This window comes from Rhizobium sp. GR12, assembly GCF_036596185.1.
Taxonomy (GTDB): Bacteria; Pseudomonadota; Alphaproteobacteria; order Rhizobiales; family Rhizobiaceae; genus Agrobacterium; species Agrobacterium nepotum.
The window spans coordinates 16,970-37,542 of the sequence record NZ_JASXTH010000018.1 but is presented as its reverse complement, the minus strand read 5'-3'; the positions used below and the strand labels follow the sequence as shown (position 1 = coordinate 37,542).

The following is a 20,573-nucleotide window of genomic DNA, read 5'->3' as shown; positions in this document are numbered from 1 at the left end:
TGACGTGAGCAGTCCCGCTCTTTCCATTCGTGGTGTTTCCGCCCACTACGGCCAGTCGAAGGTTCTCGATGATCTCAATCTTGAGATCAAATCCGGAGAGCTTATTTCACTGCTTGGCGCTTCCGGCTGTGGCAAGACCACGACGCTGCGACTGATTGCCGGTTTCATGGAACCAAGTTCAGGCACGATCCATCTGGGTGATCGTGAGTTGACTGCACTTCCCACCCACCGTCGCAACATCGGCCTCGTGTTTCAAAACTACGCTCTGCTGCCGCATCTGAGTGTAATCGACAACGTCGGGTTCGGCTTGAAGCAACGCCGCATCGCCTCCGCCGAACGACTGAAAATGGCAAAGGATATGCTGGAGATCGTCGGACTTTCGCATCTTGCTGGTCGTCTGCCCTCGGCATTGTCCGGTGGCCAGAAGCAACGCGTGGCCCTCGCCCGTGCCCTTGTCATCGACCCTCCTTTGATGATGTTCGACGAACCGCTTTCCAACCTCGATGCAAAACTGCGCGTCGACATGCGCGTGCAGATACGCCGCTTGCAGATGGCTGGCCAACGCACGGCCGTCTACGTCACCCACGACCAGGAAGAGGCCTTCTCGATCTCGGATCGCGTGGCGATCATGAATGCAGGTCAGGTTGTGCAACTCGATACGCCCGAGGCGCTTTACCGGCGTCCGGCGAACGCTTTCGTCGCGCGGTTTGTCGGCTTCGAGAACATCATGGCGTTTTCAATCGTCGCCCGGGCTGGCAACAGCAAGGTTACGATCGAGATCGACGGTGGTGTCCGTATCAATATTTCGGAGGCGGATTTCGGCCAGGTCCCTGATCGTGGCCTTATCGCCACGCGCCCCGAGGGCCTGACGGTCAGTGACGTGCAGAGTGGCATTCCTGCCAAGATCAGCCTTCGGACTTTCCTCGGCCGGGCGTATCAGTATCACTGCGAAAGCGCAGTCGGCACGCTCATTGCCCATGGCCGCATAGAAACACCTCAGGAAGCGGGCAGCCCGACCTGGCTCAGCATCAATCCGATGCACAGCGCCGTTCTGCCGTTCGAGATCCTGGGTGGAAACAGGGAGCAGCACGCATGAGCCGTTTTATCAATCTTGCCTGCGCACAGATGGGACCTGTTCAGAGAGGCGATAGCCGTGCCTCTGTCGTCAAACGTCAGGTGGAGCTCCTGCGGGAAGCGAAATCCCGTGGAGCGGAGTTTGTGGTTTTCCCCGAGCTGGCTTTCACGACGTTTTTCCCACGCTGGGTGCTGAACAGCCAGGAAGAAATCGACAGCTTCTTCGAGCGCGAAATGCCCGGGGCGGAAACGGCACCGCTCTTCGAAGAGGCCAGTGCTCTGGGCATCGGGTTTTACATCGGCTACGCCGAAATTGCCGTAGAAAACGGGACGGAGCGGCACTTCAACACGTCTATCATAGTCAACTCCGCGGGCAAGATCGTCGGCAAATACCGAAAAATCCATCTGCCCGGACACGCTGAACCTGTCGAAGGGCGGACCTCGCAGCATCTCGAGAAACGTTACTTCGAACCCGGAAATCTGGGTTTCCCTGTATGGCGCGCGATGGATGGCATCGTCGGCATGTGCATCTGCAACGATCGCCGCTGGCCCGAAACCTACCGCGTGATGGCGTTGCAGGGCGCGGAACTCGTTTGCGTCGGTTATAATACGCCCGACGATCACACCGGTGTTTTCGACTTCGACCAACTGACGGGTTTCCATCACCAGCTGTCGCTACAGGCAGGTGCCTACCAGAACGCTACATGGGTCGCGGCTGCGGCCAAGGCGGGCTGCGAGGAGGGTTCAAACATGATCGGACTTTCGATGATCGTTGCGCCATCGGGGCAGATTGTCGCCATGGCTTAGACGACCGGCGACGAACTCATTGCCGCCAGATGCGATCTCGACATGGGTACGTTGTACAAGAAGACCATTTTCGATTTCGCACGCCATCGCGAGCCATCGCAGTATAAACTGATAGTCGAACGCAAGGGCGCTATTCTGCCGCAATGAGGCCGATGGGAGCGGATATGACGACCGAAGACGCGACATCTGAAACAACAGGCGTCCACGACAGACGCACAAATGACAAGACACCGGGCAAACCGCTTGGTGAGATGCTGTCACGCCTGCGGTTTGAAAACCGCTGGACGCTGGCCGAGGTGTCCCGACGTACAGGGGTCTCGATTTCGTCCCTGTCAAAGATTGAAAACAATCAATCATCTCCCGCCTACAGCGTTCTTGTTCGTCTGGCGGAAGGTCTGGGAATCGACTTCGTCGACCTGATCGGAACACCGACGCAGAAATTTGCCACTGCGGCCCGCGTTATTACCAAGGCCGATAACGGCGCGAAATATTCGACAGAGATGGGGCACTACGAAGCACTCGCTCCGGATCTTGCCGACAAAACGATGCAGCCAATGGTTATCGACATACCGGTACGTTCTGCCAACGCACGCCCGGTACGCAGCACCCATAAGGGTGAAGAGTTTGTCTACGTGCTGGAGGGCGAGGTTATTTTCCATATGGAACCCTATTCACCTGTCGTAATGTCCAAAGGCGATACCGTCTATTTCGATGCCTCTGCCGAACACGGCTTTTCATCCAACACCGACCGCCATTCCCGCATTCTATCCGTCTGTCTGAATCGTCCCGAAACAGTCCCCCCAGTGCCTTAAGGAAATACCCCGTGCCAAGAACCGATATCGAAGACATCAGCCTGAGCGCTGACGATGAAATCGCAATCCGCCAACAACTGACACTGGTGGCACTTGGCAAACTTCCTGCCGACACGGCACTGCGTGTCGGTAGACTACTCGACGTGAGCACCCGGACATGGCGTGATGATCAGGAAATCATCATCAAGGACCGTCGCATTGCCTATGTCGGCGATGCCGGTTCCTACCCCGGCACCGTCAGTCACCGCGTCCATGAGCCTGACCTGTCTGCCATTCCTGGCCTCGGCGAGGTGCACAAACACATTGAAAGCTCACATCTGACCCCGGAATGGGAAGCCGCACTCGTCCTTCCACGTGGCAATACCTGGACCTGCGAAGCAAGCCACGAATTTTCCAACGTCAATGGCGCCAAGACACTTGAATTCTGGCTCAAGGCACGCGCCGCCGGTTCGCCTCTCAAAATCTTTCCCTTACCAGGCTCAGCCGTTCCTCCCACCGGTTACGAACACGGTGGCGGCTGGCTTGGTTACGACGAGCAAAAGGAATTCCTCCAGCAGAGCCTGATGGTGGCCGGTCTGGACGAAGTCATGGACTGGCCTGCCGTGTGGGATGCCAGCAATCCATCCTATGATCGGCTTTGGGGCATGATCCGCGCGACATTCGAAAAACGTGGCGTCGTTGAGGGTCATGCTGCTGGCATTCGTGACATTCCGACAATCAACGCATTCGCGGCTGCCGGGATGGCCTCCGACCACGAGGCATGGACCGTGGAGGAGTTCTGGGACAAGCTTTCACGTGGCCTGTTCATGGAACTGCGCCCGCACAGCCTGCCGGAGGTCATCACCGGGCTTATCGAGAAAGGTCTGGCCGATTGGTCCCAGATTGCTTTGACCACGGATGATCGCAGCGCCTCCGACACGCTGAAACTGGGGGCAACGGATCACAATGTCCGGCTTGCCATTCAGTCCGGTCTCGCTCCGGAAATCGCAATTCAGCTCGTCACCATCAATCCGGCTCGGCACATGCGCTTGACACCATGGGTCGGTACACTGGCCCCGGGCCGGTATGCAGACATCGTCTTGCTATCCGATGTCGCGACATTCGAGATTGCCAAGGTCTGGGCAGACGGCAAACAGGTATCCGATGGCAAGATCTATCTCCCTGACGTGCCGGAGATTGACTGGCCGGAATGGGCGACCAAAACCATCAACATCGGTCGGGCTTTAACTGCGGCTGATTTCCAGATCGCCGCCGAGGCCGGGCGGGAGACCATGAATGCCGCGGTGCTGAGGCCCTTTCACTGGACCGATGACTTTCTCGTTTTCGAATTGCCGGTGATGGGAGGCTTTGTGCAGCGCGACGAAAGTCGCAACATCACGAAATTCTCGATCATCGATCGCTTCTCGGGCAAAGGCAGCGTTTCGAAGATGTTCTGGCTGGGATGCGGCCCCAGAACGGCCGACACAGCATTGGCCTGCTCCATGGCTCATGACAAACACAATATCTGGTGCGTCGGCTCGTCGGATGAAGCAATGGCCATGGCGGTCAATGCCGTTGCCGACAACGACGGTGGATGGGCTCTGGTGCGCGATGGCAAAGTGGTCTCACGCGTGCGTTACGAAATCGCTGGACTGATGAGCTGCCGCCCTGCCGAAACGTTGCACGAGGAAATGCATGCGCTTTACGCTGAGGGCGAAAAGGTCGACTGGATGTACGAACCCAGCTTTCAGCCACGCTGGTTCCCCGGCTTCCCCGAACGCCTGGCATTCGCCACGCTCACCTGCGCGCCATGGCGTTGGGTTCTGGTCGCTCCAAGCGACTATGCACCGCAAGGGCTCGTCAATGTTCAAAACGGCAGGACGCACCCCGTCGTTTTCTGAGCGACGGGTTTATCGATGCCTGTTGCCCAACCGGCCGCCAGGCCATGTCCTCAATAACGGATCCGGATCATCTCGATGTCAAATGTGGAAGTCTCACCCATGGCCTCAGGCCTCGATCTGGCGCGGAGATTTTCGGGCTTCGACAGCTTTAAAACCCCGAAAGTCGTAGTTGATGAGCCAACACTGCTTCGCAACATCGCCGCCATGGCGGAACTTGTGGGTGGCAAGGCGACACTCCATCCGCACATAAAGACCCATAAAAGCCTTGAAATCGCGCATCTGCAACGCGCCCATGGTGCAAAGGGTTTTACCGTCGCTCGTCCTTATGAAGCGAAGATGTTGATCGAAAACGGTCTCACACCGGTGACGCTCGCATATCCGATTATTTGCCCAGCGACGATCGCAGCAATGTTGCGGATCGTGGAGCGTCCGGAAGATATTCGTTTTGTCGCCGATAGCGAACAAACGGTCGAAGCCGTAGCAAAAGCTGCACTGGAGTGCGGCCGAGTTGCTCATGTTTTCCTAAAGGTCAATGTCGGTTTGCATCGTTGCGGGTTTGACCCACGTGGTGTGCTTGGACTCGCCCTCGCACGGAAAATCGATGCCGATCCTCTTTTACATTTCGTGGGCCTGTTGTCGCACGCTGGTCATGCCTATGGAGCCGGGAATGTGGACGGCGTGCGCCGGATCGCGCAAACGGAACTGGAGATTATGACTGATCTTCGCGCATCTTTCGAAAGAAATGGTATTCCCGTTCCCTGCGTGTCGATTGGCAGTACGCCATCGATTCTGGCCAATGCCGGTTTCGAGGGCATCGATGAGGTCAGGCCAGGAAACTATGTTTTTTACGACCTGACCGCAGTCCGTCTTGGACTGGTTAGCCGTGCGGACATCGGCCTTGCAGTGTCAGCCCGAATCATCGCGGTCAATGATCATTTTGCAATTGCCGATGTCGGTTCGAAAACGCTGTCTTCCGACCTTGGTGCCCATGGTACATCCGCAACGACCTCGTTTGGTGAGGCGTGGGCGCAAGGGCGCGACACACCTTTTTCTGTCGCAAAACTTTCCGAAGAACACGCATTCCTGACTTTTGAGCACGAGGCGCCCAAACTGGGCATCCCGGTGCTGATCCTGCCAAATCACTCCTGCCCGGTGGCAAATCTTAGCGGAGGGTTGAGTTTTACCGGTAAGCGCGCGAGACTTGTACCAACCGAAGGGTTCATCCGTCATGACATGCCCTCGCCTTGAAAAGACTCGAACCTTCAGCCCAACATCTGTCGGCCATATCAGTGGAAATACTGTTTCCCTGCGAAGCGCGAAGTTGACTGGCTATGGGGTCAAGCATGGATTTTTGGCCATGTCGGGCAATTTAAGACGTGTCATCTTCCAATATTGCTGCCAACCCCTTTTAACTGCAGCAGTACATGCTCCACAGAGCGGGCCCGCTCCAGACGGGCTAAAGCAGCGTATTGGCCTTCATCAGCCGAGCGCACCCAAGCCAGGCAATCGACAAACTTCGACTGCCGTTCCGCTTCTGTGATGGGGTCCGCGGACGATCCTTTGGCATGAAGGCGCTCTTTCCACAACGTCCGCCCATCCGCCAATCTGACCGTTAACTGATGAGCAATGCGTTCAACCCCGCGCTCCTCCTCAGCACTGTAGGCTTCCATGGTAATCTTGGGCATATGACGCCGGATATCCGGCCTCAAAATTGCATCGCGCGTGAAATCGGTAAGTGTAAGTCTGCCTTGAACCAATGCCGCAGCGAGGCAGTACTGCATTGAGAACCGCGCCTGCATCTCATCGGACGGATCCGGATAGGCAAGATTGTCCACGGCAGACCGGCCTACTTTCGTTTCAATGCACTGGACGTCGTCAGGCGAGAACCCATGCTCGTTCTGCAAATCGAGTGCAGCATCTATAACTCGATGTGTAGAAGCACAGCATGGATGAAGTTTCGTCACCAACCCACGGGTTTCAATGACGTGGATTTTGCCGGGGGAAAATGCGTCCCAACCCGCTGAGTCTGCACCTCCGAACAAATCCAGAAAACCTTGTGGCCGCTCCAGGATGTCCAGCCGTCCGGTTATACCCGCCCTTGCAAGAAATGCCGCCTCGACGGCATTACGGGCTGCAAGACCTGCATGAAACGGTTTCACGGATGTACCAAACTGAGCTTTTGGACCCGAGGCAAGGCTGACCGCGATACTCATCGCTTGCGCAACGCGCAGATTATCAAGCTCAAGGAGCATGGCCACCCCCGCCGCCGTGCCAATGCAACCCACTGTAGAGGTGCCATGCCAACCCCGGTTGTAGTGGGATGGATTTACGCCAAAACCAACGGCGGCCTGCGCTTCGAGACCGGCAAGGTAAGCGCAAAGAAGCTGATCGCCGGAAACCGAACCGTTTGCCGACGCGATTGCCAGCAGAGCAGGCACCAGGACGGCAGAAGCGTGCGCGCGGGCCGGATGGAAATTGTCATCGAAATCCAGACAATGCGCGGCGGTGCCGTTGATCAAGGCTGCAATAGAAGGTGAAGACCGCCCGCCGGTGAACACCATCGAGATGCCCGATACGCCGATCTCCTCAGAAAATGCAGCCGCAACCGAACGGGTTGCCGGGTCACCAGTACCAGCAATCATGCAGCCGATCGTGTCAACGAACGCCTGTTGTGCCCGCGCTTTGGCGAGGGATGAGTATGTGGCTTTCGATGCGACATGCGTTGCGATCTGTTCCAATACTGTTGCCATTACCGTGTACCCCTTCCAGGTCATAGCTCCAGGTTACACATTGGAAGGCCTCGCCAAACTGTGCAATCTTATGCCATTTACGGGTGGTGCTATTCGTTTTGGGAGAGAGAATGTCGCAGCAAGCCAGCGAGATCACAATCAGCATCAAGCACATCCATGCCTATGATGCGATTGCCGCAACCGGCTCCACGATAGCCGCCGCTGCCGATCTGGGTATTTCCCAGTCGAACGCCAGCCGACTGTTGCATCAGCTTGAGCTTTATCTTGGCGTGAGGCTGTTCGAACGGGACAAGAACAGGCTCTCGATGACGCCTGAAGGCTTGGCGCTTGGCCCGGAAATCAGAGCGATTTCCGATCGGCTGACCGCATTGAAAGTAACGGCACAAGAGCTTGAAAACGGCCGCTCAGTGGAAATTCCATTGCGTCTTGCGTTCCCTGCCAGCCTTTCGGTCACGTTGGTACCGCGTTTAATCAAACGGTTTCTGACGGAAAACGGGTCGGTTCGGATAGAAGTCGCATCAGGTAACTATCTGGCAATCGAACGCATGATTGCCGATGGCCAGGCAGACATCGGCTTCACCCGTCTGCCGTCACCAACGCCGGGGCTGCGCGAGGAATATGTGCTGCCCTCCCGCAATATCTGCGTCATGCATCCAGACCACTTGCTTGCGACGTACAAAACACTGGGTGTTCCCGACCTCAAATCGCATGACCTGATCCTGTTGAACCGGGAGCGGCCGGTACGCCATGAACTGGAAGCGCTTCTCTATAAACAGGGGCTGCGGCAGCGCCCCGCCATAGAGGCGCACTCCGTCGGTTGCGCCTGCGCGCTCGCTGGGGAAGGACTGGGCATCGCAATTGTCAGCGAGCTGCTGGCGCGTGAATATAGCAGAATGCCGCTTGTTTTTGTGCCGTTTGAACCCGCGCTTGTCGTCGAATATGCAATCGTCAGTTCCGGTCGGACGCCGCTGCCGAAATCGGCTGCACCATTCCTGGGATATCTCCGGGAATGGTATGAGACGCGGGATTTTGCTGCACGACAGAACGGATGACAGGGCCATCACAGATGATTAATTTCAGACAGCTGGAAGTTCTGAAAACTCTTCTCGCAACGGGATCAACGATTGCAACTGCCAAAAGCATGGGTCTCAGCCAGTCCGGCGTCAGTCGTCTTTTGCAGCAACTCGAGTCCGGCCTTTCGCTGAGGCTTTTCGACCGCGACAAAGGCCGCCTCATTCCAACGCCGGAAGCCACTATTCTCGCGCGTGATGCGGAAACCATTCTCCTTGGGCTGAATCGTTTCTCCGGTCTGGCGGAGGATTTGCGCAGCGGTGCCGCCGGGCCGGAACTGGTGCGCATCGGTCTTCCCAGCTCCATGTGGGAAAATTTTGCACCCGCCATGCTGCTCGAATATTCAAATGAATATCCAACCGTGCGTATCGAAACTTTTTTTGAGACCACATCCAGCATAGCAAGGCTGGTGGAGCAGAAGGTGATCGATTTCGGATTCCTTCGTTATGAGGATCAGATCGGACCGGGTATCGAAATGGAACGGGTGGCGACCGGATCGAGCGTTTGCGTTATTCCCGAAAACCATCCGCTTGCAGCGTTGAGCGAAATCACGCCAAGGGAACTGCGCGGCGTACCTCTCGTTTTGATCGGTCGCCAGAGGCCAAACCGTATGTTGCTTGATCAGGCCTTCAAGCGTGCGGGCGTAAAACAGAACGTCAAGATCGAAACTCACACCAACAGCTCTGCATGCTCCTACGCTGCGCATGGGCTCGGCATTGCTATCCTGAGTAGCTTTTTTGCCAATCTTTATCGGCATCTGCCAATCGTTCAACGCCCTTTCATCCCCATGTCACGGCAGGAGTTCGGATTGGCGACGCCGTCTGGCACATCGTCTTCTCTTGCTGCCAGAGGGCTGATGGACGCGCTCAAACGGCAGATCGTCATTTCCCAAAAAGACGAAGCCTAACAACGTGTTAAATAATATTTTCTTGTGCCGACGCGCCTGGCGTCGTCCGCAGTATATGCATAAACCTATGACAGAAACGCATAATATTGCGCAAAAACATCTCATCGCTCATAGTCCTGTCATAAACAGCCGGTGACTTTGCAGATCCGGCCCCGCCAATCGTGTTCAGGGGAACCGATGATCAGATTTATATTCAACCGCCTGCTCATGGCGCTGCCAACCATGGTTATTGTCGCCGTGACGGTGTTCGCGCTCATCCGTTTTATTCCGGGGGATCCTGCCGCTCTGATGCTGGGCGACATGGCCACTCCCGATCAGATCGCCACGATGCATACCGAACTGGGTCTCGATCGCTCAATGCCAGAACAATTTTTTGTCTGGAGCGGCAATGTGCTGAACTTGGACTTCGGGCGTTCCATCGTCAACGACGAGGCCGTCCTGCCGCTCGTCGTATCGCGTTTCATGGTCTCTGCTGAAATCGTCATCATTGCTGTCATCCTTGCCAGCCTTATTGCGGTTCCCGCAGGCGTGATTGCCGCATGGCGCCAGAACAGCATCACCGATCTGGCGCTGGTCGGCACTGCAACGATCCTCCTGTCCATACCGACCTTCTGGCTCGGTCTGCTGCTGCTTTTGTTCTTTGGTCTGAAGCTCGGCTGGCTGCCGGTACTCGGATACATATCGATCAGCGACAATCTGGCCGGAGGCCTGCTCTATCTGGTTCTGCCGATCATGACACTTGTGATCCATGAGGCGGGTGTTCTGATCCGCATGGCACGCGCTTCGACACTTGAGGTCCTTAGACTGGATTACATTACCCATGCCCGCGCAAAAGGCCTGTCCGAAAGCGCCGTTCTCTGGAAGCACGCCTTCAAGAACGCATTTGGTCCGACCTGGACGATGATTGGCCTTATCCTGGGTAATCTTCTGGGTGGTATCGCTGTCATCGAAACGGTTTTCACCATTCCTGGTCTCGGACGGTTGATGGTCGACAGCATCTTTCAGCGCGACTATCCGGTCATTCAGGGATGCCTGCTGTTCGTCGCCTTCTCCTACGTCGTAGTCAATCTGATCGTCGATCTCCTCTATCCTCTGTTTGATCCGCGCGTGGTGGCAGAATGAAACATTTTACTCTCAATGGCCTGATCGGCGGATTGCTTATTGCCATTCTTCTCATTGTCGCAGCCGTCAGTCTGTTATGGACGCCATTCGATCCTATGAAGCTCAGCTTTACCGCCCGTCTCGCGGCACCAGGGGCACAACATCTGCTCGGTACCGACGAATTCGGCCGGGACGTTGTCAGCCGACTTATGATTGGTGCACGGGCCAGCGTCTGGATCGGATGCCTGACCGTCGGATTTGCTACGATCGCCGGTACGGTGATCGGGCTGATCAGCGGTTATTCCCGCGGCTGGATCGACGGCGTCATCATGGCGGTCAACAACGCACTGCTCGCTTTTCCCGGCATCCTGCTTGCACTCGGTCTGCTCGCAGTGTTCGGGGCCAATCAGTATGGCATCATCTTCGCGCTCGGTATTGCCTACACGCCATCCATGGCGCGTGTGGTGCGCGGTGCCGTTCTGTCGCTGCGTGAGCGTGAATTTATCGAAGCCTCCAAGGTGATGGGCAACAGCGAGATTTTTACCATGCTGCGGCACATTCTTCCCAATTGTCTGGCGCCGATCACCGTCCTCGCCACATCCATGTTCGGCTGGGCCATCCTGTCTGAAAGTGCCCTGAGTTTCCTTGGGCTCGGCGTTCCGCCACCGGCGCCAACCTGGGGCAATATGCTCGCCGCTGGTCGTCCCTTCATCGAACAAGCCGTCTGGCTGGGTCTTTTCCCCGGTCTCTGCATCGCATTGACGCTGCTCGGCATCAATCTGCTCGGAGATGCTCTGCGCGACAAACTCGATCCCCGTATGAGAGGTTTGAAATGACACAGGAAAAACTTCTCAGCGTGCGTAATCTCTCGCTGGAGATTACCCGTCGCGGCGTCGAAGTCGTGAAGAACGTCAGCTTCGATCTCGAGCCTGGCGAAATTTTCGGCATCGTCGGCGAAAGCGGTTCGGGCAAATCGCTGGCAACGCGTGCTCTGATTTCATTGCTGCCACCTGCCATTCATAAAACCGGCGGGCAGGTAATTTACAAAGGGCGTGATGTCACATCGATGAGCGAAGCGGATCTGCGCAGGTTACGGGGCGCAGAAATCGGGCTGGTTTTCCAGGAGCCAATGACCTCCCTCAATCCGTCCATGACCATCGGTCGCCAGCTGGAAGAAGGCCTCACCCTTCACACCAGATACACGCCGGCAGAACGTCGTGTCAAAATACTCGCCATGCTCCAGCAAGTCGGCATCCGTGACCCTGAAGCAGCGCTCACATCTTATCCTCATGAGTTTTCCGGCGGCATGCGCCAGAGGATCATGCTGGCCTCGGTCATGCTCCTCAAACCCGCTTTGCTGATTGCCGACGAACCGACCACTGCGCTCGATGCTGTCATCCAGCGCGATGTCATGGAGCTGATGGTGGAGCTGACAAAGGCTGAAGGAACAGCCGTTCTTCTGATCAGTCACGATTTGCCGATGGTGGCCCGCTATACCAGCCGCATCGTGGTGATGGAAAAAGGGTCGATCGTCGAGGCTGGAACCACAGAACAGATCCTCGAGGCACCACAGCATCCCTATACCCGCAAGCTTTTGTCGTCTTTGCCTGTCCGCGGCGCAGTTCGCACAATCAATACCGCAGCTGCACCGATGGTGTCCGCCAGGAACGTAGTGGTCGATTATCCAGGCCGCAGATCGCTGTTGAAGAAAGGTACTGCCAAGCGTGCTTTGCACGGCGTCTCCGTCGACATCCATGAGGGCGAGGTGGTCGCGCTGGTGGGTGGGTCCGGGTCGGGGAAAACCACGCTTGGCCGGACCATCGCCGGGCTGGTCAGCGAAACGGAAGGAGACATCCTGTTTCAAGGCCGCAAGCGCGATGCTGACTGGCGGGATTACCGCCTCAATTGCCAGATGGTGTTTCAGGATCCCTATTCTTCGCTCGATCCGCGCATGACAATTCTCGCGCTTGTAGAGGAAGCATTGCGGCTCGTGCCGGGTATCGATCGCACCGCCAAGAAAAAGCGCGCCTATGAAACGCTGGAGGAAGTTGGTCTCGGTGCGGAATATGCCCTGCGTTATCCTCACGAACTTTCCGGCGGTCAGCGCCAGCGCGTGGCGATTGCCCGTGCCATTGCGCGCAGACCACGTTTCCTGATCGCCGACGAACCTGTGTCAGCACTCGACGTGACCGTGCGTGCGCAGGTGCTGACGCTCTTTTCAGATCTGCAAAAGCGCTACGGCTTTTCCTGCCTGTTCATCAGCCATGATCTCGGTGTCGTCGAACAGGTGGCGGACCGCGTCGTCGTAATGCAGGACGGACGCATCATCGAAGAAGGTGATCGCGACACAATCTTTGACATGCCCAAAGAGGCCTACACGCGACGCCTGCTTTCGGCCATTCCCGCACTCGATCTGAACGAGACCGGCGGCGTCCAGCTAAAATGGCGTCTGGAGAACTGAACATGACAAACACCAATGCGATTCAAAAGACTTCCGGCAATGTGCAGGAACGCCTCAACGCCATCTGTGACGCTCAGAATTTTGTCACTCGCTTCAGCATCCGCAACCTGTTGACAGGCGAGAGTTTCGACAGACGCGCAGATGAGGAAACACCTTCAGCCAGCACCCGCAAGACATCGATCATGATGGCGGCGCTGAAAGCCGTCCATGAGGGCAGACTCGATCTCGATGAGCCAATCACCTACGAGGCACGCTTTGCCGAAGAGGTGGCCAGCGGCATGCTTCGCCACATGACGCCCGGCCTGGTTATCTCCCTGCGCGACGCCATCACCGGCATGATGGTGTTGAGCGACAATGTCTGCACCAAAATGGTGTTCGAACGGCTGACTCTGGAAGAGGTCGACAGCTATTGCAAGTCTATTGGCATGAGCGGCACGCATCACCGCTTTCTCATTCCACCACTGGCTTTGTCGCCCGATCACGCGCTGAAGTCCGTTACGACGACGACAGCGCGTGACCAGCTGTTTCTGCTCCAGACCATCCTCGATGCGCAGACATCGACGCAAGCCGCCGCCAAACTGGGCTCTTCGCAGGAGCTATGCGCCTACGCGCTCCAGACGCTGAAGAACCAGATCCTGCGTTACGCCATTCCGTCACGGCTTCCATTCGGCACCGTGGTCGCCCACAAGGGCGGCACCGGAAAACGCGGGCGCATGAATGCGGGCATCGTCTATCGCGACGGTTCGCCGTTCTACATCATCACAGCTTTTACCGATCAGGTGCCGCAGGAAATGCCGGATGGCACGCCGGGCTACACCCTGTCGCTCGAAACCATCGGCAGGCTGTCCCGCGTCTGCTGGGACGCATTTTAAGCCTGAGAACAACCATAGACGCCAACAAAAAGAGGGTAACATGAAAAGCATTCTTCTCGCCGGTACGATCCTGATGTCGCTGACCGGCGTTTCAGCCGCACGTGACATCGTCATTGCCCAGAGCTCCGATCTGCGCAGCAACAATCCCGGCGTCAACCGCGACGGCAATACTGATGGCGTCATTCTGCACATCGTCGAAGGCCTTGTCGGCTATGCCAACAACGGCGAGGTCAAACCTCTGCTGGCGCAGTCGGTCAACATGTCCGGCGATGGCCTGACCTATACGTTCAAGCTGCGCCCGGACGTGAAATTCCACAATGGCAAGATACTGACAGCCGAAGACGTGGTGTGGAACTGGAACCGTTATATGGATCCGGTGACGAAATGGACCTGCATCAAGGACTTCGATGGTAGCGGCACCGTGAAGGTCACGGGCATTGAGGCAGTCGATGCACAGACCATGACGATGACGCTTGAAAAGCCGTCAGCCGTTTTCCTCGGTCTGATGTCGCGGCCGGAATGCGGCTACACAGGCATCATTTCACCAGACTCGGTTGGTGCCGACGGCTCGTTCGACAAACCGATCGGCACCGGCCCGTTCAAGTGGGATCAGTGGAAAAAGGGCGAATATATTCACCTTACGAAGTTCGACGGTTACGTTTCACCCACCAATAGCGGCGAGCCGGACGGCATGGTCGGTTCGAAGCGGCCATTGGTCGATGGCATCAAATTCATGGTCATTCCGGACGCCTCGACGGTGAAGGCCGGGCTTCAGTCGGGTGTGCTGGATACGGCGGAAATTTCTCCCGACCTGATCCCCGAATTCGAAAAGAGCGCGAAAGCCAAGGTCATCGTCTCCCAGAACAACGGCAAGAACCTGTTCTACATTCAGACGCGCGATCCGATCATGAGCAAGCCCGGCGTTCGCCGCGCCATTGCCATGGCACTTGATCTGGATGAACTGGTTGCCGCTGCATCCAACGGCACCGGCAAGGCAAACGGTTCCATGGTCGCCTCCGATTCCGTCTACTTCAGCGAAACGCAGAAGACGCGCCTGCCCTATGATCTTGAAGCAGCCAAGAAAGAACTGGCGGATTCGGGCTACAAGGGTGAGCCAATCAGTATCATCGCCAATAAGCGCGGCAACGTCCCCAGTTTCCCGGCAGCCGTTATCGCGCAGGCCATGCTTCAGCAGATCGGTCTCAACGTGCAGATCGAAGTGCTGGACTACGCCACACAGGTGGATCGTCGCCGTTCAGGCAACTACCAGATAATCTCGCAATCTGTCGCACCACGTCTCGATCCGGCTTTGATGTACAGCTTCTATGTCGGCGACAAGGACAAGAATGCATCGCTGATGTGGGACAACCCCAAGGCAATCGCATTGATGAAGGCGGCCTATGCCGAAATCGACACGGCGAAACGCCAGGCCATCTTTGACGAGTTCCACACGCTGATGCTCGATGAGATGCCAGGGATTTTCCTCTATGACATGATCGATGTCTGGGGTGCGACGAAAGCCCTGAAGGGCCAACCCGTCTGGCAGTCAAATGCCCGTCTTTGGGAGGTTTCCCTCGATAGGTAAGACATGATGATGGCCCGGCGCAGCGATGAACCGCGGCGCCGGCTGAACCTGCAGCATGGCTGCTCCGCTCTGCACACCTGATGCAGGACTTCCCAGCATCGCCCCGAGGATAAAAAATGCCCGACACTGCCGCCCTCCGCTCGCTTATTCAGACCATTGAGGCGATGGCGCCCGATTTTACCGATCTCAGTGACAGGATCTGGGAGTTCGCGGAACTGAAATTTCAGGAAGTTCGATCATCGGATCTGCTCGTTGAAACGCTGAAACAGAATGGATTTTCCGTTCGACGAGATATTGCGGGGATGAAGACGGCATTCATCGGCGAGTATGGTCGCGGCAAACCGGTCATCGCATTTCTCGGCGAATACGACGCGCTGGCAGGCATGAGCCAGCGCTCGGGCGTGGATCAGTCAATAGCCATGGAGCCGGACGGAAGCGGCCACGGCTGCGGCCATAATCTTCTCGGCAGCGGTTCACTGCTGGCGGCAATTTCGCTGGCAAAACACCTGGAAGCCAATGGCCTCCCCGGAACCGTGCGTTACTACGGCTGCCCCGGCGAGGAAGGCGGCTCCGGCAAGACATTCATGGTGCGCGCCGGCGTGTTTGCCGATGTCGATGCGGCACTGACCTGGCATCCTGCACCGTTTAACGGTGTCCGTTCGACCAACAATCTCGCCGTTCTGGAATATTATTATCGCTTCAGGGGCGTTGCGGCCCATGCAGCAAATGCCGCACATCTCGGCCGCTCAGCGCTGGACGCGGTTGAGCTGATGAATGTAGGCGTCAATTTTCTGCGCGAGCACATGCCGCAGGACTGCCGTGTCCACTACGCCATTACCGATGCCGGTGGACGTGCGGCCAATGTCGTACAGGCAAAGGCCGAAGTCCTTTATCTCGTGCGGGCACCGGAAATGTCCCAGGCATTGGCACTGGCAGAGCGTGTCGATCAGGTTGCGCGAGGCGCGGCCATGATGACCGGAACGGAGGTCGAGATCATTTTTGACACGGCGGCCACCAATCTGCTGCCCAATCTGACGCTGGAAAATGCAATTCACAAAAATCTGGTCTCAATTGGCCCCGTGCCATTTGATGAAGCTGATATGGACTTCGCACGCAAGATACAGGCGACCTTTACCGACGAAGCCATCAAAAGCAGCGTCCGCCTTTATCAGATCAAGAAGGACGTTTTCTCAAACGAGAAGATTGATGGCTCGACACCACTGCATCTCGGCTTACGGGACTTTGAAGGACAGTCGCATTTCCGTGCAGGCTCAACAGACGTCGGCGACGTAAGCCGGGTCACGCCAACGGCACAATGCTGGGCGCCGGCCTGGGCGATCGGTACCAATCCCCATACATGGCAGGTGGTGGCACAAGGACGCAGCACTGGCGCTCACAAGGCGATGATCCACGCGGCAAAAGCGCTGGCAGCAACTGGACTTGACCTTGTAACCTCCCCCAGATTGTTAGCGCATGTTAAAGCGGAATGGTTTGAGAAAATACAAGAAGAGCCATATGTCTGCCCGATCCCGGATCATATCTCACCCGCTGCCCAATAGTTTTTTGATCACGCCTGGCTCTGGAACCAGAAACGTCCATATTGCCGAGGCCGTTCCGGAACGGCTTGAGGGTGCGCCTAGACAATTTCGGCAGCGCCGTCCGATGAAATTCAAGGGCTGGGCTGGGGGTTGAGGCGATGGCGCCCGGTGCCAGCGATTGCGCATCGAAGGTCTCACAGATGGCAAACTTGGCAAGGATCCTTTTGGAAAGAATTCATATTTAATATGCACACGCCATAGCAGCGAACACTCGCATCGACACGAAATAGAAAAAATATTACCCAAGTTATCGCAATAATTTTATTAATGAAATCCAAGGAAATATTCGCGACACCATTAACCTCTCTGCGCTTCTTCGACAGCACGAGCGCTGATGCTGCTATCAGCCAAACCTACGAGGAGTTTCGAATAGACCCGTCAGTAGCGTCGTGAAGCCGTAATTCGAAGGTTATACATTGACGGTTTCGTGTCTGGCGCCTTCAGTTTTTCAAGGACGAAGAATGTTAGACCCCTGCCCTCGCACCCCCAAAGATTCTGAACGTCACGCCTACCGGTTTCTGACCACCCGTTACGTGGTCGCAATAGCCATGTGGATACTGGGCAACCTGCTGTTCATATCTGAAGTGAACGCGGAATCACCGTCGGAAATGCCGCCTCGCGTGGTAAAGGTAGGAATTTACGTTAGCTCGCCTTTTGTCATAGCGGAGCGTGGGCGGTACGGAGGGATGGCGATAGAACTGTGGGAGTCCGTGAGCGCGAAGCTGAACTTTCGGACGGATTATGTAGCGTATCCGACGTTTCAAAAACTGATAGATGCGACACAGTCAGGCCAGGTTGATGCGGCTGTCACCAATTTAACGATCACACGCCGCCGCGCTGAACTGATCGCGTTCACGCAACCGTGGTACGATGGCGGTCTGCGAATAATGGTAAAGGCTGACGGTTCGGGTGGTTTTACAGCGGTTTTCTCTGGACTTTTGGATGCTGGGCATCTCCATGTTTACGCCTGCTTATTCGCGATTATTGTAGCCGCAACCATCGGAATCACATTATTCGACCGAAAATTTGATCCCGATTTCCCCAAAAGATGGAGAGAAGGAACCGCCGAAAGCTTTTTTCACGTCGTCTCGATTGCCACCGTTGGCCGAACCACGCGTAAGAACCTGTTCGGCTGGCTGGGACGCGTTTGGCAGGCGATCTGGCTGCTCGTGGGAGTGGGAGTTATCGCTTATATAACTTCATCGATAACCAGCGTCATGACTGCCGTCACTCTCGAAAGAGGGATACACTCCTTTGAAGACCTTCAAGGCCACACTGTGGGGGTGTTCACGGGTAGTGTTGCTGAGAATTTCGTCAACGAGCTTGGCATTTCCTCCCACTCCTATCCCAATCTTACTGCCGCAGTTGAAGCCGCAAATGAAGGAGAGGTTGACGCAATAATCGGGGACGCGCCCGTTTTGGAGCATTTCGCTTATACAGCGCCGGAAGAGAATATGATTGTGGTTGGCAAGATCTTTCACCCGGATAAAACAGGTTTTGCATTCCCTCTCAACAGCGACCTCACGAACCCCGCAACGCTGCAAATTCTTGAACTAATTGAAGATGGTACTGTAGAGAGACTTAGAAAACGTTTCTTTGGGAACTCGACTTGATTCAAAAACGCGAACCCTCAATGCCGACTGGATACAATAAATGGCTCGCGAAATAGGGCACGAAAACTCCAAAGCCATCCTTCAATTTAGGTCTGGTTTTACTGTTGAGGAAGATTATCATGATCCGTCTTGTTTACCTGCTGCCTGGCGGGACAGCCCTCAAACCGGCCTGAGGATTGCTGGCTGCAGAAGGTTGTTGGATGCTTATGGGTGTCACCATTCTATTCGATTTGGGCGGCGGCGCGCTGTCAGTCGTTCTCGATACCTTTGCCGTTTTTTTTCGTAGTAGAAGGCCTCGTTGAGTTCGTTGCGGCCACATCAATACTGCAGCTGAAATGGACTACCCGCGATTTGTAGCTTGCCTTCATGAACTGCGGCGGTGAAAAAATGCGGTTTCGGTCGCCGGAGCCAGCGGAATGCCACCACGTTTTTCAAATTGAAATTCCAACACCCCTAGTTTCAGAAGACACTAAAATCGCAACTTCAGCTAGTGTTGCACCCGAAATTGATTTTTCGGGTGAAAAGGAGAGGGTTTCTCTATGATCGATGGACATACCACAAGTGAGATAATTCACTTTCTCTATTTAACCGCAATCGTGGCCGAAGCCATGACCGCGGCTTTAGCAGCAGGTCGTCGAGAGATGGACTGGATCGGCGTCTTTCTGCTCGGCGGCGTTACCGCGCTTGGCGGCGGTTCAATTCGAGATGTTCTCCTTGATCACCATCCGCTCTCCTGGATTGCTCACCCGAGCTATCTTCTGCTGACAGGTGGAGCGGCCTTGGCCACGATACCAGTGGCTCGTTTCATGCATCACCTGCGTGCTGTTTTCCTCTTTCTCGATGCAATCGGCCTTGTAGTTTTCACAGTCATAGGCTGCACTGTAGCGCTTTCGATGAATATGCCTCTCATCATTATCATTACGGCAGGAATGATAACTGGATGCGCAGGTGGCGTTTTGCGTGACGTGCTCTGCAACGACGTTCCTCTGCTGTTCCGCTCAGAATTATATGCCACTGTATCTATCGGAACTGGGGCCATCTTTCTGGGAGGCTCATATCTTGGCTTTTCACAAGAATTGTCAGCCATTGTTGCCATGTTTCTGGGACTGATTTTGCGCTTGTTGGCGCTCCGCTACAATTGGAGTATGCCTAAATTCGTTTATACAAGGGACTTGCACTAGATGCGCGGAGCCGGACATGGGCAAAGTTCTGTTGACTGGATGTCGATCAGCTTGCGCTCGCGGCAGGTCTAGAGCGTTCGGCGGTTGACGTCCTGCAGCATCTCCCGATCCAGCGTCAGATTTCCAAAGCCTTCAGTCGGCGCATCTCGCCGGACCGCAGATCGCTTACTTCTTACTCCAGTTGAAATAGGCGCCTGGCTGATCCCGGCCGCTGGCACACCCTCAAGCGCTTCTCAGGGTTGGCTGCATCACAGTATCAATCAGTCATGACCAGGTGCGAAAAGCACGAGGCAATTTCGTTATTTGCACCTAAGTCGCGTGCCCACTTTGTCAAAACCGGCCCGTCACCGTCGTCAGCGATCCCACCCCACACGCCCTTAAAAACCTGTCCGCCGGATGAACTGTCGAAGAAAAAATAGCCTGGGTCCGCAATTGGGGTGGATGCATAAATTACTGTCCAGGTTCCAGATCGAAGCACAGCGTCTATTTCAACAGACCTTGGCTTCACCTTTTTATTGAGGCTTTTAGCGATGAGGGAACCGTAGTCCGCTTTGTTTTGCTTGGTAAGAGTTCGATCGACGCCGGCGCAAGGATCAGCCGCCGCCGCGGGTTGACTTAAACAGAGTACCCCCAATAGAGCCGTCGCATGAGTGTAGCCGATTAGTTTATGCATCCTGGCAGCTCCGCTGGACCGCTCCTTTGACAACCTATCGTTTTATTTCACGCACTCAGATGTCTCTTCCATTTTCCCGAAACAGGTTGAAATGTAAAGTGACTTTATACGACTCTGGCAATAACCCTTGGCCTCCCACATCTATAGAATGCGTACCTCCATCAAGCGATCGAGAAGTCAGCCGTCCA

The 20,573-nt window shown here is 55.8% G+C and carries 15 protein-coding genes and 2 pseudogenes; 15 read left to right on the top strand and 2 right to left on the bottom strand.

Annotation, left to right across the window (positions count from 1 at the left end; genetic code table 11):
- The first annotated feature begins 4 nt into the window (after positions 1–4).
- From QSK43_RS24325 to QSK43_RS24305, 5 genes and pseudogenes are all read left to right on the top strand, one after another.
- Positions 5–1,096, top strand: a complete 1,092-nt coding sequence (locus QSK43_RS24325; RefSeq protein WP_332305626.1) for an ABC transporter ATP-binding protein — start codon at positions 5–7, stop codon at positions 1,094–1,096.
- A pseudogene (locus tag QSK43_RS24320) lies at positions 1,093–2,028 on the top strand (N-carbamoyl-D-amino-acid hydrolase). The gene QSK43_RS24325 and the pseudogene QSK43_RS24320 overlap by 4 nt, the downstream one beginning before the upstream one ends.
- A gap of 17 nt (positions 2,029–2,045) precedes the next feature.
- Positions 2,046–2,693: a helix-turn-helix domain-containing protein gene (locus tag QSK43_RS24315; RefSeq protein ID WP_332305625.1), complete on the top strand. Its 648-nt coding sequence runs from the start codon at positions 2,046–2,048 to the stop codon at positions 2,691–2,693.
- 11 nt (positions 2,694–2,704) lie between these two features.
- Complete coding sequence (locus tag QSK43_RS24310) at positions 2,705–4,573, top strand: adenine deaminase (protein ID WP_332305624.1); 1,869 nt, start codon at positions 2,705–2,707, stop codon at positions 4,571–4,573.
- A gap of 99 nt (positions 4,574–4,672) precedes the next feature.
- Positions 4,673–5,821 carry an alanine racemase gene (locus QSK43_RS24305; protein ID WP_332305623.1) on the top strand — a complete coding sequence of 383 codons (1,149 nt, stop codon included), beginning with the start codon at positions 4,673–4,675 and terminating at the stop codon, positions 5,819–5,821.
- 131 nt (positions 5,822–5,952) lie between these two features.
- On the opposite strand, the gene QSK43_RS24300 is transcribed toward QSK43_RS24305, so the two are convergent.
- The gene (locus QSK43_RS24300; RefSeq protein WP_332305622.1) at positions 5,953–7,323 is read right to left on the bottom strand and encodes an MmgE/PrpD family protein; all 1,371 of its coding nucleotides are present in this window, start codon (positions 7,321–7,323) and stop codon (positions 5,953–5,955) included.
- Between the two features lie 70 nt (positions 7,324–7,393).
- Between QSK43_RS24300 and QSK43_RS24295 the strand changes: the two are divergent.
- From QSK43_RS24295 to QSK43_RS24250, 10 genes and pseudogenes are all read left to right on the top strand, one after another.
- A pseudogene (locus QSK43_RS24295) lies at positions 7,394–8,375 on the top strand (LysR family transcriptional regulator).
- 17 nt (positions 8,376–8,392) lie between these two features.
- Positions 8,393–9,301, top strand: coding sequence for a LysR family transcriptional regulator (locus tag QSK43_RS24290; protein WP_332305682.1), 909 nt, complete (start codon positions 8,393–8,395; stop codon positions 9,299–9,301).
- Positions 9,302–9,478: 177 nt separating this feature from the next.
- The gene (locus tag QSK43_RS24285; RefSeq protein WP_332305621.1) at positions 9,479–10,423 is read left to right on the top strand and encodes an ABC transporter permease; all 945 of its coding nucleotides are present in this window, start codon (positions 9,479–9,481) and stop codon (positions 10,421–10,423) included.
- Positions 10,420–11,238 (top strand): ABC transporter permease, encoded by an 819-nt coding sequence (locus QSK43_RS24280; RefSeq protein WP_332305620.1) that lies wholly within the window; start codon positions 10,420–10,422, stop codon positions 11,236–11,238. The genes QSK43_RS24285 and QSK43_RS24280 overlap by 4 nt, the downstream gene beginning before the upstream one ends.
- On the top strand, positions 11,235–12,863 hold the full coding sequence (locus tag QSK43_RS24275; protein ID WP_332305619.1) for an ABC transporter ATP-binding protein: 1,629 nt from the start codon (positions 11,235–11,237) through the stop codon (positions 12,861–12,863). The genes QSK43_RS24280 and QSK43_RS24275 overlap by 4 nt, the downstream gene beginning before the upstream one ends.
- Positions 12,864–12,865: 2 nt before the next feature.
- Complete coding sequence (locus tag QSK43_RS24270; protein ID WP_332305618.1) at positions 12,866–13,735, top strand: serine hydrolase; 870 nt, start codon at positions 12,866–12,868, stop codon at positions 13,733–13,735.
- Positions 13,736–13,775: 40 nt separating this feature from the next.
- Positions 13,776–15,320: an ABC transporter substrate-binding protein gene (locus QSK43_RS24265; RefSeq protein ID WP_332305617.1), complete on the top strand. Its 1,545-nt coding sequence runs from the start codon at positions 13,776–13,778 to the stop codon at positions 15,318–15,320.
- A gap of 116 nt (positions 15,321–15,436) precedes the next feature.
- Complete coding sequence (locus tag QSK43_RS24260) at positions 15,437–16,879, top strand: M20 family metallopeptidase (RefSeq protein ID WP_332305616.1); 1,443 nt, start codon at positions 15,437–15,439, stop codon at positions 16,877–16,879.
- A gap of 587 nt (positions 16,880–17,466) precedes the next feature.
- Positions 17,467–18,531 (top strand): transporter substrate-binding domain-containing protein, encoded by a 1,065-nt coding sequence (locus QSK43_RS24255; RefSeq protein WP_332305681.1) that lies wholly within the window; start codon positions 17,467–17,469, stop codon positions 18,529–18,531.
- Between the two features lie 539 nt (positions 18,532–19,070).
- Positions 19,071–19,712 carry a trimeric intracellular cation channel family protein gene (locus tag QSK43_RS24250; RefSeq protein ID WP_332305615.1) on the top strand — a complete coding sequence of 214 codons (642 nt, stop codon included), beginning with the start codon at positions 19,071–19,073 and terminating at the stop codon, positions 19,710–19,712.
- 256 nt (positions 19,713–19,968) lie between these two features.
- Here the strand turns inward: QSK43_RS24250 and QSK43_RS24245 are convergent, their stop codons facing one another.
- Positions 19,969–20,385, bottom strand: coding sequence for a hypothetical protein (locus tag QSK43_RS24245; protein WP_332305614.1), 417 nt, complete (start codon positions 20,383–20,385; stop codon positions 19,969–19,971).
- Positions 20,386–20,573: the final 188 nt, after the last annotated feature.

Bases quoted from the DNA above. Each gene is read 5' to 3' on its own strand.
- QSK43_RS24315 (WP_332305625.1), top strand. From the start codon at position 2,046: ATGACGACCGAAGACGCGACATCTGAAACAACAGGCGTCCACGACAGA.
- QSK43_RS24305 (WP_332305623.1), top strand. From the start codon at position 4,673: ATGGCCTCAGGCCTCGATCTGGCGCGGAGATTTTCGGGCTTCGACAGC.
- QSK43_RS24300 (WP_332305622.1), bottom strand. From the start codon at position 7,323: ATGGCAACAGTATTGGAACAGATCGCAACGCATGTCGCATCGAAAGCC.
- QSK43_RS24285 (WP_332305621.1), top strand. From the start codon at position 9,479: ATGATCAGATTTATATTCAACCGCCTGCTCATGGCGCTGCCAACCATG.
- QSK43_RS24280 (WP_332305620.1), top strand. From the start codon at position 10,420: ATGAAACATTTTACTCTCAATGGCCTGATCGGCGGATTGCTTATTGCC.
- QSK43_RS24275 (WP_332305619.1), top strand. From the start codon at position 11,235: ATGACACAGGAAAAACTTCTCAGCGTGCGTAATCTCTCGCTGGAGATT.
- QSK43_RS24270 (WP_332305618.1), top strand. From the start codon at position 12,866: ATGACAAACACCAATGCGATTCAAAAGACTTCCGGCAATGTGCAGGAA.
- QSK43_RS24265 (WP_332305617.1), top strand. From the start codon at position 13,776: ATGAAAAGCATTCTTCTCGCCGGTACGATCCTGATGTCGCTGACCGGC.
- QSK43_RS24260 (WP_332305616.1), top strand. From the start codon at position 15,437: ATGCCCGACACTGCCGCCCTCCGCTCGCTTATTCAGACCATTGAGGCG.
- QSK43_RS24255 (WP_332305681.1), top strand. From the start codon at position 17,467: ATGTGGATACTGGGCAACCTGCTGTTCATATCTGAAGTGAACGCGGAA.
- QSK43_RS24250 (WP_332305615.1), top strand. From the start codon at position 19,071: ATGATCGATGGACATACCACAAGTGAGATAATTCACTTTCTCTATTTA.
- QSK43_RS24245 (WP_332305614.1), bottom strand. From the start codon at position 20,385: ATGCATAAACTAATCGGCTACACTCATGCGACGGCTCTATTGGGGGTA.